The organism is Paenibacillus sp. GCM10012306 (assembly GCF_042649265.1).
Taxonomy (GTDB): domain Bacteria; phylum Bacillota; class Bacilli; order Paenibacillales; family Paenibacillaceae; genus Paenibacillus_AQ.
Window position 1 is genome coordinate 187,702 of the sequence record NZ_JBHRYW010000003.1, and the last position, 15,576, is coordinate 203,277.

Genomic DNA, 15,576 nt, shown 5'->3' on the forward strand with positions numbered 1-15,576 from the left:
ATATTCACATGGAAAGAAGAAATTTCAGTCGGGAGCGTGATGAAATGCTGAGAGGAAACAAGAAAGCAGAAAATATATCGGGTTTCAGGGTAATAGCCAATGCGATACGATCTTAATAGCGCAAGAGAGTTGGCTATTCGTGTGTGTGTTGCTTCTGGTGCAAGCAAATCAGTAGCAAGTGCTCTTGCAGAAGCAACTATTGCTGCAGAATGTGCCGGTCGTAGTTCGGTTGGATTTGCTCATCTTCCTGATTATCTGGAAGGCTTTTTGGATGGTCGCATTACTAGCACAGAAGAGCCTGCGCTCTTTTTTCCAGCTCCAACTCTCATTCAGGTCGATGCCAAGGGTGGTATCGCCCAGCTTGGTTTTGATCGTGCATTCGAGGAATTACAAACACGTGCAAACACTTATGGTGTAGCCGTATTTGCGTTAAAGAACAGCTATACGGCAGGAGAGTTGGGCTATTACGTAAGGCGTCTCACCCGCAAAGGATTGGTAGCGTTGGCTGCGGCCAATGGATCTGCCTTAATGGCTACGGGACAAAGTAAGGAGTCTGTTTATGGTACCAATCCTCTCTCATTCGCTGCGCCTGTCGACAACAGAGCTCCCTTGGTTATCGATCAGGCGTCCAGTGCCACGGCCTTTGTTAACATACGGCAAGCGGCAGAACGCGGTGAGATGATCCCTGAAGGCTGGGCCATCGATGAGAAGGGGAAAAGCACTATGGATTCGCGTGCAGCGATCAAGGGGGCTTTGCTTGCTTTCGGCGGTGCGCGTGGTGCCAATATCGCACTCATGGTTGAAATACTCGCCGCAGGTACGACAGGTGCGAACTGGTCACTTGATGCTCCGTCCTTTGAGGAAGGGAGCCACTCGCCTGGTGTAGGCCTGTTCATTGTTGCCCTAAACCCTGAACTACTCGCTCCAGGTTTTTCGGCTCGTATGGCGGATCAAATCGAACGTTTGTCCTCCAAAGGCATTCACATTCCCGGGGGCAGCTTTGTTAAGGAAGAAATAGATCTCCCGTCTTCACTTGTTACAACCCTTGAGAAGTATTATTAGAACTAGCAATTATTAAAGCTATTATGACATGAAACGGAAACCACCTAAGATAGCCAAGACAAAGGTTTGGACAGATAAGTAACGCGTTACCTTTTTAGGATACGCCAAACCCTATCGTTACTACATTAATAACAAGAGGCTCTCTTTTTGCATGCAGGTAGACACTTCTAAGCTGACTTCTAGGCTTATTAGCCGCCGTTCTCAGGGGGAATTTACGTTTGACTTCGTTACACCTCAGCATGACGCAAAAAAGTACATCGCCACGTGAGCGATGTACTTTAATACACAACCTGTATCCCTGCTTAACGCTACTTTTCGTCCCCCGTCGCAATCGGATTCCCCTCATAACTAATCCAATCACTCCAGCTCCCCGCATACAACCGCACATTCTTGTACCCGGCCTTTTCCAGTGCCAGTACATTCGGGCAGGCAGTCACGCCGGAACCGCAGTAGACGATGATTTCCGCATCTTTGTCCAGATTAGCAAAGTGTTCTTGCAACTCTTCGGCGCTCTTGAGGCTGCCATCTTCATTCTGTGTCTCTTTCCAGAAGTAGTTAACGGCGCCAGGAATGTGCCCGGCTTTTTTGTCCAAGGTTTCTTCGAGACCTAAGTACCTTTCCCGCGCACGGGAATCAATTAAAACGGGAAGAGCAGGGGATGGAGCCGAACCTTCAATATCCGTTACCGTGCCTGTGGACACCCGGCGCACCTCATCGACACCCACCAGCATTTGCGGCTGGACGTTTGGTTCGAATGAGCTTGGTATCCTAATTGGCTGATGATCTGTGACCGGGAAGCGTTCGGCCTTCCAAGAGCTGAAGCCACCTTCCAGGATGAATACTTGTTCATGTCCCAAATAACGCAGCAACCACCAGAGCCGTGCGGCGTTCATACCACTTTCATCGTCATAGGCGACTACTCGCGTTGTGTTGCCGATACCAAGCTTCGCCAGGCGTGCAGCCAGTAGCTGTGGGTCGGGAAGAGGGTGGCGTCCACCATGCTCTGATACAGGGGCGGACAAGTCCAGTTCCAGATCGAGATAGACTGCGCCGGGAATATGCTCCTGCTCATAACTTTCTTTGCCAGCCTGCGGTTTACCTAGCGTAAATCGGCAGTCTACAATGGTCTGCTCGGGTTCATAGAGTCGTGCCAGCAGCCAGCGTTTGGAAACAGTAGCTTCCATAAGTATCCCATCCTTTGCTTGAATCAATATAAAAATCATTATAGCAAAATATGAATGTCCGTGGAGTTATAGTCAACGCAAAAAATCCTAACCGCAGAGGACAGGGGAAGCTGCCCTTGCAGTTAGGATTACAGGCTACTATTTACAATCCAAGCCGATTACCCTTCTCCAGACGCAGAATTTGCTTTTCACCATTGTCAGCCAATTCCCGGAACTGGACGATGGTATCACGCATTTTAGGGAGAGCCTCCTGCTTGTAGGTGCTGATGGAATCCAAAGCCGAGAGCACATCGGTGAACGCCTGTTTTAGCGTGTCAGCGGAAACGCTGGTTTCCAGCGACTGCTTATGAATGGCTGCGCCTTGTTCCTTAAGCATTTTTGAAGTGCCACTGATCAGGGTGTCAGTGGTCTGGTTAAGCAGTTCGATTTTTTTCAGAACAATTCTTTGATTATAAAGTGCACTGGCGACCGTAACCGAAATTTTCAGCGCTGACACTGTAACGTTTCTGGCTCTGTCCACACCGCGGATCAGTTCTTTATTATTGCGGATAACCACTTCGATAGCCATAATGCCTTGCTGGTTGACCACCAGCATTTGCTGCAGATCCATCACGCGTTGGCGGAGAGGGAAGAGGACCTCTTCCGTGATGAAGCGGATTTTATCTTCGGACTCACCTCGCACCTTGGCGGCTTCGATCTGGGTTTCAATCTCTTGGTCCATTAACATACCGAGTTGAATCTCTTTTTGCAGCCTTTTCGTCAGCTCCCGCAGGGTCTGCTGCTCAATCTCCAGTGTCGTATTGTCGTTCCGCAGAACGGTTTTGCCTTTATCCAGGGAGATAATAATATCCGATATGACGGCATCGGCCTTCTGGAATTTGGCAAAGTAAGCACGCAGCGGATTGAAGAGTTTGCCTAGCAATCCACTCTTAGCAAAATCAACGACACTCGGATCCAGATCCTTCAGCTGCAATTGCAGCTCGGTTAAGCCTTTGGCAACATCCCCGCCTTCATCGCCTGTTTTGGACAGATTACCTACGGTTACTTGCAGCATGGCGTTTTTATCGGAAGAGGAGCGCATCGTTCCCATGCCGAAGCTGTCAATGGACTGTAGTACGGCTCTTCGCTTTTCCAACGAATCAATGTCCATTTCCAGAATGGAAGAGACGTTGTTGATCGCGAGTTCCTTCAGCTGTGTGACTTCTTCCGGCTCTGGTTTTACCTGTTCTTCAATAACCGACTTCAATTTCTCTGCACTTGGCACTTCCATAGTGAATGACATGGCAATCCTCCTATAAGTAAATGATTATTAACAAAATTACATTTGTACATTGAGCAGATTGCCGATTTTGTACACGACATCATCTGTATCTGCATTGATATTGGCAGCTTCATTAATGCTGGATATGTTCTCCAGCGCTTTAATATTCGCATTGTACCCAATGGTATAGACCGGAATTTTATAGGTTTGAATAAGTCCTCTGATCTCGTCCAGCGAATGTCCCTCGTTGGTCTCCCCGTCACTTAGTACAAAGATTAGCGGCTTGATCCCCGGGTTGGCCTTGATTTGATCTTGAAGCATCTTCATGGCTACGACCATCGCGTCAAATGTTGCGGTGCCTCCCGAGGCTTGAAGACTGTTAATGGCACCTACGAACATGGACTGCTGATTAGTATCGTATTTGGCAATAGGAAGATTAATGGTCACGTCACTGGAGTAAGAGACAAAGCCGATGCTGTTGTCTTTTCCTAAGTACTTCTGACCTTTAAGCAAGGATTCTTTCAGACGATTAAGGGGTTCGCCAGCCATGCTTCCCGAGACATCGGCCACAAATACCGCGGCAATCGGTGTATTCCCGTCTTTCTTTTCCTTCCAGAGCTTCTGGGCCGATGAGAGTACACTGCCATCAACTGGATCAAGCTCGGCAACATAATCATTCAGACCGTTAAATCCATTGCTTGCTCCAGACTTTTGATATTTATCCTGTTCAACAAAGTCAGCGAATTTCTTAATGATCTCCCGCTTTTCCTTAGATAAATTACCAAGCGCGTACAGCGGGCTGTCATGTCTTACGCCGAATGGAGTAAATACATAACCGCCCTTTAAATCGGGTGTGTTGACATAAGTCTGGTATTCCAGCACGAACGCATCGAGTCTGCCTGTCTTTGCCGCTTCACGCATTTGCAGGGTGGTCGAGGCAATGAAGGGAACATTGGCTTGGAACTTCTCAAAGCCTTGTACCGCCTTATCACTCAGCAGGTCAGAATTGTCAAAGGTAGAGAGAGCCGTTACCAGGAAGTTCAGTCCGGTGGAGCTGGCAAAAGGATCTGTGTACCCCATCGCCAGCTCGTTGTCAGCGATAGCATCTGTAATGGTTTTGACATTGAGGGATCCGTACTTGCCCACAAGTTCATCATACTTCTTCTTGTTGGTCACGACCCCGGCTACATTACCGATCAGACGTTTGGCAACAAGCTCAGTCGGAACGCCGCTTGCTTTGACGATTTCTCCCCACAATTCATTGGAAGGGGTGTAGGCGTCCGGTACATATTTACCGGATCTTATGTAATCGGCAGCTGTGCCTGAAGCGATATTACGGATTTTGACCGAAACGGGTTTGCCGTTTATAAGTGTATTAGAGGCATTGAAATCTTTAGCTACGCCATTCAACCATCCGTCGTTACCGGTTCCGGATTTCTCAACAGAAGAGAAGATTTCAACAAAGTTATCGGTTGTAGGCTCTACGGAAATCGTGAATTTGGAAATATCGGGAAGGGAATCACCGACCGCTACAGGATCAAGATCGATCTGCCCTTTGATCAGAGGCGCGTTGGTTACTCTAATATCTTTATAGAGCTTCTCCAGTCGTTTTGTGGCATCCTCCTCCGAAATTTCGATCTTGGATTTACCCAAGTTAGAGGTAAGGGTGATTCCAAAGTATACAAGTGCAAAGACCGATACCGCAATAATTGCTAATACGGCAATTGTTTTTCCTTTCTGCGCCATCCTCATCTTCCTTTCTATTGCTGGTAAAGTTTCGTTTGTTTGATTAAGTCATTAATTTCTTTCATGCAGGGCATTTCTTCGATGGTCTTGTAGTCTGTACTGTCCAGCAGGGAGATTTCCAGCACTAGCTGATCAAGCTTCAACAGTATTTCTTCGTTGGCACCCAGATAGCCGGCTACATAGGCAAAGTATTCATTGAAAAGATCTTTTTTCTGCTGCACCAGCTTATCCGAGAACTGTCCAGGGGTATGAGCATCCGTAAAAAGCGAGAATTCTTCAGCATCGAAAACGCTTAGCTTATTAAGAATTCCTCTGATATTGGAATAAAAGAGTGTTTCAACGGACCCGATCACCGCGATAAACTTTTGATAACTCAGTTCTGTTCGTTCAAAGCGCTGCGACAGGACATTCAGCAAAGTGTCCTTCTTCTTGTCGATCCGCTCCAGCTGATCCAAGGCCAGGACTACATCTTTTTTAAGTACTTTAACATTGCGGTATTTATGAAGCTCAGCTGTATAATCCTCCTGGGACTCCAGCTTCCGAATGGATTTCACAGGTGAAGGCTTGAATAGCAGGGTATAACTTCCGTATAGGACAATCAGCAGACTGAGGACCAACAGAGTTATGCCGAAGGCAGTCTCTAAGGCACTTCCGCTGACAATGTCCACGCCCAGCAGCCCCGGTGACAATACCGCGATGTTCAGAAACACAATGCCTGCAATCAGGCCAAGCAGTTTGAAAAGTCTTGAGCTGTTCAGGGTTCACACCTCCTCCAAAAGTATATTTTGACATGACTCATTCTGATTCATTTTATCAGAGAATGGCGGAATTGGCTTTCAATTCTTTCCAATAGGGCAGGAGCTTTACGGAAAAATAAGGACTGATTAGTGAATATTACGTGAAATCAAGGATATTTGTTTCAAAATAAAATACTAAAATGGGCTTTACATGATTATAATGCTAGTGTACTATTTAACTATGACACTGACACAATAAACGTATTACTATTTCAACCTGTCCAAAGAGGGAGGCATATACATGAATCAAGGAGATGTGCAGCAAGCGCAACACGGAGGGGAAGACATTGTCCTGCGGATGAATGAAGTTAGCAAGATCATTAAGGGGAAGACCATTGTTGATAAGCTTTCTTTCCAAATTCGCAAAGGTGAGATCGTGGGGCTGCTTGGACCGAACGGTGCGGGGAAGACGACAACGATCCGCATGATGACTGGGCTGATTCGGATGAGTGAAGGAGATATCGAGGTGCAAGGCCACAGCATCAAGCAGAATTTCAAATCGGCTATTGCCCACATCGGCGCCATTATCGAGAACCCGGAGTTCTATCCCTATATGAGCGGGCTCGATAATCTACGGCAGTATGTGCGAATGACTGACAATGTGGATGATGATCGGATTGAGGAAGTGGTTCAGCTCGTGGGACTGCAGGAGGCGATGAACAAGAAGGTCAAATCTTATTCGCTGGGGATGCGCCAACGGCTGGGGATTGCACAGGCTCTGTTGCAGCGGCCCAAGTTGTTGATCCTGGATGAGCCAACTAACGGACTTGACCCGGCGGGTATTCGGGAAATGCGTGAATACATGCGAACCATTGCTGAAGTGGAAGGCATCTCTATCCTGATCTCCAGTCATTTGCTGTCGGAGGTGGAGCAGATCTGCCACCGTGCGGTTGTGATTCAGAACGGAAAGCTCGTGACGGTGACAGCACTTGGAACAGAGACCAACGCTTCAGAAGAAGTTACGTTAACATTCCGAGTAGATGCTCTAGAACCAGCCATTGCGGTTGCTCATGGAACAGAAGGTGTTGAAGTGGTGCGGACTGACTTTATTAAAGACCAGTTGACGGTAATGATGAACAATGAGCGTGTTCCGGAACTGGTGGTGGCTCTGAGCGCAGCAGGTGTCGGTCTGTACCGGATTGAGGAGAACAGGCAGCGCCTTGAAGAAGATTTCTTGAAATGGACAGGAGGGAACCGCATTGCGTAACCTGAACCGGCTTCTGGTCAATGAATGGTTGAAATTATTCAAGAAACGCTCATTCTTTGTACCATATGCCCTTTTAATAGGAATGTCTTTCATAGCAGGCTACGTTATACAATCTTTTATGAAAGGGATGTTTAGCTCGGTCTATGATTTTACAGCAACGATGTCCTACACCCAAGGACTGGGACAGGTCGTAACTATTATGGCGATTATCGGTTCCTCCGGGATTGTAGCCAAGGAGTACAGCCAAGGAACCATTAAATTTTTGCTGATTCGTGCTCGCAGCCGGACATCTATACTGGCTTCCAAATATATAACAGCATTGCTCTACGGCTTGTCATTAACGCTTGTAACAGGGGGTGCGCTGTTCATCTCAGGGTCGATCTGGTTTGGCTTTAGCGGCGCTGAAGGAGGATGGCTGGGTATCCTTAGTTCACTTGGGTATAGCTATGTGTATACCTTGGTCTATATAACGCTTGCGTTTATGCTTGGAATATTAACCACCTCAGGAGGGGCAACGATAGGGATTACGATGCTCATGCTTATGCTCGACAAGACGGTTATTCAGAAGGAATTTTATAAATATTGGTTGTTCCCCAACCTGGATCTATCCGTCTATAGAGATGGAGGAGTGCCGCTACCGGGAATGACACTATCCTTCTCTATCGCGATACTTGCTATCTATGTGCTTCTATTCCTCCTTGCCGGATTTATGGTGTTCAGACGAAGGGATGTTGCATAACTATGACAATCGAATTTGATAACAACCTGCCTATTTACATCCAGATTATGAATTATATCAAAGGTGAGATTGTGACTGGAAAGCTGAAGCCGGGGGATAAAATTCCTTCGGTACGTGAGCTGGCCAGTGAATTGCAGATCAACCCCAATACGGTGCAACGGACCTTTCAGGAACTGGAGCGTGAGACAATCGTGGAGACAAGACGCGGGATGGGACGATATGTGACAAGTGAGGAAGGTAAAATCATGACTATTAAGAAAGAAATGGCCAAGGATGTGCTGGACCGGTTTATCCGCGGGATGCGAGAGCTCGGTTTTCAAGGAGAAGATATTGTTGCTGCCGTAGCAGAGAGCGTGAGTCACGAAGATGGAGAATAAGGGGATGTATAGTGTGGAGGATATTCTTCAGGTACAGCAAGTCAGCAAGAAGTATTGGTCGAAGCAGGCCGTTCGTGATATTTCTTTTACATTAGGCTCTGGCAAAATCATTGGTCTCTTAGGTAGCAACGGCAGCGGTAAAACTACGATTATGAAAATGATCGCGGGTCTGGCTCATCCAACCTCTGGAAGAATTTCCGTATATGGTAATCCGGTAGGTCTTGAGACCAAATCCTTAATCTCATTTATGCCGGACCAGCCGCTAACCGAGTCGTGGATGACTGTGGGTGATGCACTGCGTTTCTACAGTGATTTCTTCCCGGATTTTAACCAAGAGAAGGCGGAGCGGATGCTGGACTTTATGAAGCTGTCGCTGGGTGACAAAGTCAAATCTCTGTCCAAAGGGATGAATGAACGTCTGCAGCTAACATTGGCTTTGTCGCGTAAGGCCAGTCTCTATCTGCTGGATGAACCGCTGGGGGGTGTAGATCCCGTGGCGAGAACCAGAATTCTGAATGCTTTGGTAGAGTTCTATGAAGAGGATAGCAGCATTCTAATCTCGACGCATCTGGTATCTGATATTGAGCGGATCTTTGATGAAGTCATTATGATCAAGAACGGTGAGATGGTCATGCACGGGAATGTGGAAGAACTCCGGCTGCAGCATGGGAAAAGTATAGATGAACTGTTCAGAGAGGTGTTTGCCGAATGCTAAAGCTGTTGAAATATGATTTTAGACGAAATCGTGATCAGATTCTGGGGCTGTATGCAGTCACACTGCTGCTTGAAACTGTGATATGGATTGTGGCGGAGGTCTACGATTGGGAGAAGCTTAGCATGTTTGTGCTTCAGGCCGCTATTTATGTCTCTGCTGCTGTCTTCCTTGTAGTTCTGGCTTGTCGGACTTATAGCACCAATTTGAAATCCTATGGCCGCAAACTGCTGCCGCTAAAAACATATTATACTGTGCTGTCCCCACTATTGTTGAATCTGATTCTATTCTTAGCTCTAATTGTTCTAGCAATCCTCCATGTAGCCATCTATGGCTTTGTCTATCCAGACATCCTGCCAGCAGATTTCTGGTATATTTCTTTCATCAGCATACTGAATACATTAGGTGCAGCCATAATCTTTTTGATCGCGCTGATATTCTCGATTACGCTCTCCCATGCTCTATCTTTCCGCAGCAAGGTCTGGATCGGGATTCTCACACTGTTTGTGTTGAATCTGATTCTGGGGCTAATAGAAGGTAAACTATTCCCTAATTCAGAGGGATGGCTGGATCTTGTTTTCCGATATAACCTCACATCTGGAGAGTATGTGGAACCTAACCGCATTGAAATGTCCAGTAAAGCTTTTGACATAGGTTCGTTTCTATTTGAAATGGTATTTTGCCTGATTCTATTGTATGCATCCACCTGGCTCGTTAAAAAGAAAGTAGAGATCTGATTTCTTCGCTCTCTTCTATATATAGTATAATAAACAGACGCCTCTCTAAGCGGAGGGCGTCTGTTCTATGTCTATCTACATTCTCTCCGCGCTGCGGCCATGGGTCCATGACTCCAGCTCGCGGATCAGCATTTCTTCTTCAGCTACACTCAAATCCAGTCGAACACCATATTTGTACTGCCCAAGTCCGAACATCCAGCCCCAGCGCACGCTGCCTTGTAACCTGAGTTTGTGTTCTTTCAGCTGGAAATGAATAATCAGCCTCGTATCTCCGGCTGTGAAGCGAAGGTTCAGGGAAGATCGCACCTTACATCCGGAACGGCTAAGATCGAGCATTACGCCTTCGGTCAGCTTCCCGGCACCGGGTCCGGAAGTGCCGGCCGGCACTTCAAGCCAGCATTCAATCGGTTGGTTCATGACATACCGGAATGGTTCTTTTCTGCTCGGCCCGTCCATAATTTACCTCCGCTAGTTTATTTGCTATTATATCGAAATGCAGAGAGTGCGACAATCTACTAAAGTGTTATTTTTCAGAATTGGTAGTAAAAATTTACATTCATATCGAATAAAGGTGGGTCAGACATGTATCAATACGACAACGAAACTTTTCGCCAGCATCAATTTGACCATGGTAATCTGCAGGATGGTGAACTGAACGGTTGTACCTTCGAGCAATGCTCCTTCAAGGGTGCTTCTATGGAAGAAATGACCTCTACGGGATGTCATTTTATTGATTGTGATTTCACGGGAGCTTATCTGAATGCTTCTCTGCACAGGGGGTCTGCGTTCACGAATTGTAAATTCAGCGGAACTAATCTGTTTGTCGCCAAATTTGAAGATTGCAAAATGGTCGGCTCGGATTTCTCCAACGCAGCGCTTGATGGACTGACGATTACAGGCGGTGACTGGTCATACACCAATCTTAGACACGCGAATTTGAGCAAGCAGAATCTGCGCGGGATTAAATTTTCAGAGGCGGATCTGTTTGGTTGTGATCTGCAGAAAAGTGACCTTCGCGGAGCGGATTTAAGCAGGGTGCAGCTTGGTCAGTGCAAGTTGAAGGGAGCAGACCTCCGGGATGCAAAGCTGGAGGGGATTGACCTGAAAAGCCTTGATTGGCAAGGGGTGCGGATGGAGGTAGATCAAGCTGTACTTCTGGCGCGCTCGCTTGGTGCGAAGGTGGGCTGAGCTGGGGGACATAGCATCCTCCTGGGGATGAACAAATGGACCCTGGAGGATATTAGTTCCATCCTAACAGTCTAGAATGTGGAAGTCGGCAGAACACACTCGAGACGATACGTCTCGCGGATGAAGTCCTTTATATATTCAAACGTACCGGAAAAATCGGATTTAGTTCGAAGTGAATTCATAATCAAACCTAAAAGGCTGCTTGAGCACTAGTGCACTGTATCCCCGGCAAGGGATGGGGTGCCATACTGCTTAACGCAGCCTTTTGCGCGGTTTCGCCCACCATTTAATCCAGAGATAACCTTCATCATCCCGGAAATATTTGATTCCTATCCAACGCAGAGGCGTCCAAACTTCTTTGAAATAATATGATGGCATAGTCTTTTAGACCCTCCCTAATAGTTATATCATACTATATTTTACGCTATAATTATGAAAATTTCAACATTTATTTACTTAAAATTTCCACATTATGAATAAAAACACCTAAATGAATCTATTAAACCGTCCTCCTGACATCATGGTTGATCCACATAGTTCTTTTGCACCTTATTTTAAGTATATATCTCTCCAATGACGGGGGAATGACAAATTAACAGGGGATAAGCACAAGCAATTTGTGCGGACTGGCATTAAATACTAGTAGAAAGGATGTGATGATATGAAAGAGGCGGATTTCATCGCGAAAATTGCACCTTTTGCGGTGGATAGCATGCGAAGCAGCAAGGTGGCGGCGTCCTTGACGATTGCGCAGGCCGCTCTTGAATCTGGCTGGGGTAATAGCGGACTTACGGTAAAAGCCAATAATTTGTTTGGTATTAAAGGCAGCGGGCCGGCTGGAAGTATCACCATGCTGACAACAGAATATGTCAAGGGAAAGGCAGTCCAGGTTCAGGCAGCCTTTCGTGCCTATAACAATTGGGGCGAATCTGTCGCCGACCACTCCAAATTGTTGGTAAACGGAGTGTCATGGAATCCTGGAATCTATACCAAAGTCATTGGAACTACTGGCAAAGCAGCAGCTCAAGCCATTGCCGCTGCCGGCTATGCCACCGATCCGGGTTATGCAGCCAAGCTGATTTCAATGATGGACACCTATAATCTTTACCTATTCGATGAGCAAGGAAAGGAGGATGACGAGATGTCGGCTGAAGATAAGCAGAAGCTCGCAAGCCTGGAGGAGCAAGTCAAAGCGCTTAATAGTTTGATAGCCAGTCTTAATGTCAGCAGGGATACACTAAAGACTGGCATGCAGGAACAAGGTCAGGCGATCAAGAATGTGACCGATCGAATTGCTGCTGTCGAGAATCGGGCGGTCATGAATGTCCCGGATTGGGCCGAGCCAGCGGTTAAAGCCGCAACCGCAGCCGGGCTACTGGATACCCCGTCTGGGGGAAGTTATGATTTTTATCGTATTTTGACGGTATTGAATCGTGCAGGCCTATTAATAACGAAGAAGGGATGATCCTAGATGAACACTGAGCTCAATACCGTGCTGGCTTTTGCTTCGATGCTCGCTGTATTTGTAATGGCTCTTGTGCAGCTGGTGAAGAACAGTTTTAACCTGCCACGTAATGTGGTGCCTGTTGTGGGCCTGGCGCTTGGTCTGATAGTAGGCGTAGTATCCTATCCGTTTACCAATATGGATTTGATTATGCGCCTTTGGGCAGGTGGACTGGCTGGGTTATCTGCTACAGGATTATTTGAACTGGCTTTTAACAAACGTGAGGGTACAACCAAAGAGTGATAGAAGGAGAGATATGATAGGTTGCGCACTCATGTAAAGCTTGCATAAACTTGTAACTCTAGTAAAACAAGCATTTGATAGAGGAGATTCAACCAAGCCAACAAGGAATGCGGTTAATACAATAGAGTATGTTAGAAAGAAAGGAGGTGCATTCTCATGGGAACCTATGTTGATGGCAGAACATCACAGAATGCAAGCTACGCCAACTCGATTTCAATCCCGATTACGTTCGCTAATACTCCACAGCTCTTTGGTCAAATCGGTCTGGTGTCAGCCGGCATTGGTGCTAACCCTCGCGTAATCTTGAAGGGAACGATAGCCGTGCAAGTTCCGCTGAATTTGGTAGGAATTACAATTAGTATTGTTAGAGGAACGCTCCCCACAGATCCAGCTGTATATTCTGCGACCTCTACCTTTGATCTCAGCGTCTTGGCTCCACAGGTTATCACCTTCTCGGCCGCAGATTTTGACCCGCCGGTCACACCGGAGATCGTGTATACAGCTTTCGTCTCCTCATCATTGCTGGGAACCGTTCGTGTCGGTCCTGAAAGCTTCGATGGTATTCTCGTTTCGGATTAAGACATTCCCGGCAAATTAATCAAATCTTTATATTCTTTTCAGGTAGATTTAAGCTGGAATGAGTATAGTAATCACATGACCCCCTTATAATATAGACTTTGACCCTGCCGGATCTCGGTGGGGTCGCTTTTTTATATGGACACCCGGTAGAATGAAGTCATAATATTAATACGGAGAGCAGGTGATGTCATGGTTGTGGATATCAGAAAGATGGGACCGCATGAAGCTCCCCCGATAGAGCTGCTACTGTTGGCCGATCCCTCGGTGTCAGTAATTGAAGGGTACATGGAAAGAGGAGAGTGTTACATAGCGTTAGTCGGGCTGGAAATTGTCGGCGTGTATGTGCTGCTTCCAACCCGGCCAGGAATGGTAGAATTGGTCAATGTAGCGGTGGTGGAACATCTTCATGGTCAGGGCATTGGGAAACGACTGGTACAGCACGCTATAGCGAGAGCCAAAGCGCAGGGCTATACAACGATAGAAATTGGCACGGGGAATTCCAGTCTGCATCAGTTAGGTCTTTATCAAAAATGCGGTTTCAGAATCATAGGTGTGGACAGGGATTATTTTATCAGACATTATCCTGATCCCATCTTCGAGAACGGCCTGCAGTGTATCGACATGATTCGGCTGGCACAAGATCTCACAACAGATTCAGGATGCCTCCCAGGAATAGAAATGAACCAAGAATGATGGTTATTAAACCTCCGAATTTGGCCATGTCCTTATAGGCTTCGCTGGGTTCGGAGTCACCTTTAACTTTCCAAGCTTCGTTCATCCTCCACCCGAAAGTGGGCTTGCGAATCGTAAAGATGCCCAGTGAAATAATCAGACTGCCTAGAATGATGAGAAAATAGCCATTCAACTTAGGAGTCTCTCCTTTCGTTATGAATTACCTAATCATATTCTATTTTTGCCGGGATATCCAAATACGAATGCCCACCGTAAGCAGAACAAAAATAATAATAAAGGTTATTAATTGAGACATATGTATTCACCTCCAATGTAATTGTAAACGATTGGAAGGTATGGAGCTATGAAAAAAAATCCAAGGGGATGATAAAGTGTCGGTTACTCCTGAACAACATTGCATGAACATACATGGCGTAAAAGTATACGGGGTTCAAATGGATTCCCAAACCCGCTGCAGGCATTACCATTCTCCAATAGATATTATTGCGATCCGTTTTCCATGCTGTGATGCGTATTATCCTTGTTACAAGTGCCACGAAGAAGTCGGAGGTCATGCTGCAGCGAGGTGGGGAAAGCATAAGAGAGATGAGCAGGCAATACTGTGCGGGGCTTGTGGTCACCAGTTAACCATCCATGAATACATGGCCTGCGGCTCATCGTGCCCTGCCTGTAAGGCTGCATTCAATCCAGGTTGTCAAAATCATTATCATTTATATTTTGAAATGTAGATTTGTTATTTGTTGAGTTGTATCCAGTCTTTAGATCGATCTCACCAAGCATAAAGCTGTAATGGAAGTTTTTTTATTAAACGGAATGGGCGCTCGTTATGATTTACCGTTGGAAAGTAGAACATACCGTGATTGATGGTCGCCGGCAAAGGTTTGACGGTACTGCAATACAACTCTTCGGAAACTGGATTAAGTGGTGGATTCTGTGCGTTATTACTGTAGGTATTTATTCTTTTTGGTTGTTCATAAAACTGGAACAGTGGAAGGTAAAGCATACTCATTTTTAATACATATGGCTAAATGATCATAAGCGTCGAAGCAAGCTGCCCGGATACATGGACAAATACCCGTCAACCTTAAGTGGTGACGGGTATTTGTTTTATATTGCAGCAATGGAAGCCTGCTGAGAGCGTGAGGGCAGATGATTAAGTATCCCTTGACTAGTTATCAGTGCTACGAAAAAGTCGGAGGTCATTTTGCAGCGAGATGGGAAAAGCATCAGAGGAATGAGCAAGCAATTCTGTGCGGGGCCTGTGGTTATCAGTTAACCATTTTTATGGAATGAATATAATTCCTAACAGTGATTTGAAAATCGAGTCATCATCATATCTCTCAACAAGCGTTGAAGTTTTCTCAACACGATCTCAATGGACCTGCACTCATCTCAACACTTTATCATATGCTGATTTCAAAATAGGTTAGGGTGGTGAAAATCAAAAATGATGTCATACAATTCATCCGTTCTTATTAGTGGTATTGCAGCATTTGCCGATGGGGTACAACAAACGTAATCAGTTTACGTTCAAATTACCCAATCTG

General features: G+C 46.2%; 18 protein-coding genes. 12 read left to right on the forward strand and 6 right to left on the reverse strand.

Annotation, left to right across the window (positions count from 1 at the left end; translation table 11 throughout):
• The first annotated feature begins 99 nt into the window (after window positions 1-99).
• The gene (locus ACFORK_RS08145) at window positions 100-1,062 is read left to right on the forward strand and encodes an Ldh family oxidoreductase (protein WP_379197527.1); all 963 of its coding nucleotides are present in this window, start codon (window positions 100-102) and stop codon (window positions 1,060-1,062) included.
• 308 nt (window positions 1,063-1,370) lie between these two features.
• Here ACFORK_RS08145 and ACFORK_RS08150 read toward each other — a convergent pair whose 3' ends face one another.
• The 4 genes from ACFORK_RS08150 to ACFORK_RS08165 all read right to left on the reverse strand — a co-directional run bounded on the left by ACFORK_RS08150 (window position 1,371) and on the right by ACFORK_RS08165 (window position 5,963).
• Window positions 1,371-2,246: a sulfurtransferase gene (locus ACFORK_RS08150; protein ID WP_379197530.1), complete on the reverse strand. Its 876-nt coding sequence runs from the start codon at window positions 2,244-2,246 to the stop codon at window positions 1,371-1,373.
• Window positions 2,247-2,388: 142 nt separating this feature from the next.
• Complete coding sequence (locus tag ACFORK_RS08155; protein WP_379197532.1) at window positions 2,389-3,528, reverse strand: toxic anion resistance protein; 1,140 nt, start codon at window positions 3,526-3,528, stop codon at window positions 2,389-2,391.
• A gap of 36 nt (window positions 3,529-3,564) precedes the next feature.
• Entirely contained in the window at window positions 3,565-5,253 is a 1,689-nt protein-coding gene (locus tag ACFORK_RS08160) for a vWA domain-containing protein (RefSeq protein ID WP_379197534.1), read from the reverse strand.
• A gap of 14 nt (window positions 5,254-5,267) precedes the next feature.
• A complete protein-coding gene (locus tag ACFORK_RS08165; RefSeq protein WP_379197536.1) occupies window positions 5,268-5,963 on the reverse strand; it encodes a hypothetical protein in 696 nt (231 codons plus the stop codon).
• A gap of 328 nt (window positions 5,964-6,291) precedes the next feature.
• Here ACFORK_RS08165 and ACFORK_RS08170 point away from each other — a divergent pair, with 328 nt between their 5' ends.
• From ACFORK_RS08170 to ACFORK_RS08190, 5 genes are read left to right on the forward strand one after another with little or no spacing between them, the layout of a single operon-like run.
• A complete protein-coding gene (locus tag ACFORK_RS08170; RefSeq protein ID WP_379197538.1) occupies window positions 6,292-7,257 on the forward strand; it encodes an ABC transporter ATP-binding protein in 966 nt (321 codons plus the stop codon).
• The gene (locus ACFORK_RS08175; protein WP_379197540.1) at window positions 7,250-7,996 is read left to right on the forward strand and encodes an ABC transporter permease; all 747 of its coding nucleotides are present in this window, start codon (window positions 7,250-7,252) and stop codon (window positions 7,994-7,996) included. The genes ACFORK_RS08170 and ACFORK_RS08175 overlap by 8 nt, the downstream gene beginning before the upstream one ends.
• 2 nt (window positions 7,997-7,998) lie before the next feature.
• On the forward strand, window positions 7,999-8,373 hold the full coding sequence (locus tag ACFORK_RS08180) for a GntR family transcriptional regulator (protein ID WP_379197542.1): 375 nt from the start codon (window positions 7,999-8,001) through the stop codon (window positions 8,371-8,373).
• A gap of 13 nt (window positions 8,374-8,386) precedes the next feature.
• Window positions 8,387-9,088, forward strand: a complete 702-nt coding sequence (locus ACFORK_RS08185; protein ID WP_379198548.1) for an ABC transporter ATP-binding protein — start codon at window positions 8,387-8,389, stop codon at window positions 9,086-9,088.
• The gene (locus ACFORK_RS08190; protein ID WP_379197544.1) at window positions 9,082-9,822 is read left to right on the forward strand and encodes a hypothetical protein; all 741 of its coding nucleotides are present in this window, start codon (window positions 9,082-9,084) and stop codon (window positions 9,820-9,822) included. Before ACFORK_RS08185 ends, ACFORK_RS08190 begins: the two co-directional genes overlap by 7 nt.
• A 75-nt stretch (window positions 9,823-9,897) precedes the next feature.
• Here ACFORK_RS08190 and ACFORK_RS08195 read toward each other — a convergent pair whose 3' ends face one another.
• On the reverse strand, window positions 9,898-10,278 hold the full coding sequence (locus ACFORK_RS08195) for a PilZ domain-containing protein (RefSeq protein WP_379197546.1): 381 nt from the start codon (window positions 10,276-10,278) through the stop codon (window positions 9,898-9,900).
• A gap of 126 nt (window positions 10,279-10,404) precedes the next feature.
• Here ACFORK_RS08195 and ACFORK_RS08200 point away from each other — a divergent pair, with 126 nt between their 5' ends.
• The 5 genes from ACFORK_RS08200 (at window position 10,405) to ACFORK_RS08220 (ending at window position 14,029) form a co-directional block, all read left to right on the forward strand.
• Complete coding sequence (locus tag ACFORK_RS08200) at window positions 10,405-11,010, forward strand: pentapeptide repeat-containing protein (protein ID WP_379197548.1); 606 nt, start codon at window positions 10,405-10,407, stop codon at window positions 11,008-11,010.
• 661 nt (window positions 11,011-11,671) lie between these two features.
• Complete coding sequence (locus ACFORK_RS08205) at window positions 11,672-12,475, forward strand: glycoside hydrolase family 73 protein (RefSeq protein ID WP_379197550.1); 804 nt, start codon at window positions 11,672-11,674, stop codon at window positions 12,473-12,475.
• Between the two features lie 6 nt (window positions 12,476-12,481).
• The gene (locus ACFORK_RS08210; RefSeq protein ID WP_379197552.1) at window positions 12,482-12,757 is read left to right on the forward strand and encodes a holin; all 276 of its coding nucleotides are present in this window, start codon (window positions 12,482-12,484) and stop codon (window positions 12,755-12,757) included.
• A gap of 156 nt (window positions 12,758-12,913) precedes the next feature.
• Complete coding sequence (locus ACFORK_RS08215) at window positions 12,914-13,336, forward strand: hypothetical protein (protein ID WP_379197554.1); 423 nt, start codon at window positions 12,914-12,916, stop codon at window positions 13,334-13,336.
• A gap of 195 nt (window positions 13,337-13,531) precedes the next feature.
• Window positions 13,532-14,029 (forward strand): GNAT family N-acetyltransferase, encoded by a 498-nt coding sequence (locus ACFORK_RS08220; protein WP_379197556.1) that lies wholly within the window; start codon window positions 13,532-13,534, stop codon window positions 14,027-14,029.
• On the opposite strand, the gene ACFORK_RS08225 is transcribed toward ACFORK_RS08220, so the two are convergent.
• Window positions 13,980-14,201 carry a DUF6199 family natural product biosynthesis protein gene (locus ACFORK_RS08225; protein WP_379197558.1) on the reverse strand — a complete coding sequence of 74 codons (222 nt, stop codon included), beginning with the start codon at window positions 14,199-14,201 and terminating at the stop codon, window positions 13,980-13,982. The genes ACFORK_RS08220 and ACFORK_RS08225 overlap by 50 nt on opposite strands.
• Window positions 14,202-14,463: 262 nt before the next feature.
• On the opposite strand from ACFORK_RS08225, the gene ACFORK_RS08230 reads away from it, so the two are divergent.
• Window positions 14,464-14,757 carry a CHY zinc finger protein gene (locus ACFORK_RS08230; protein ID WP_379198550.1) on the forward strand — a complete coding sequence of 98 codons (294 nt, stop codon included), beginning with the start codon at window positions 14,464-14,466 and terminating at the stop codon, window positions 14,755-14,757.
• Window positions 14,758-15,576: the final 819 nt, after the last annotated feature.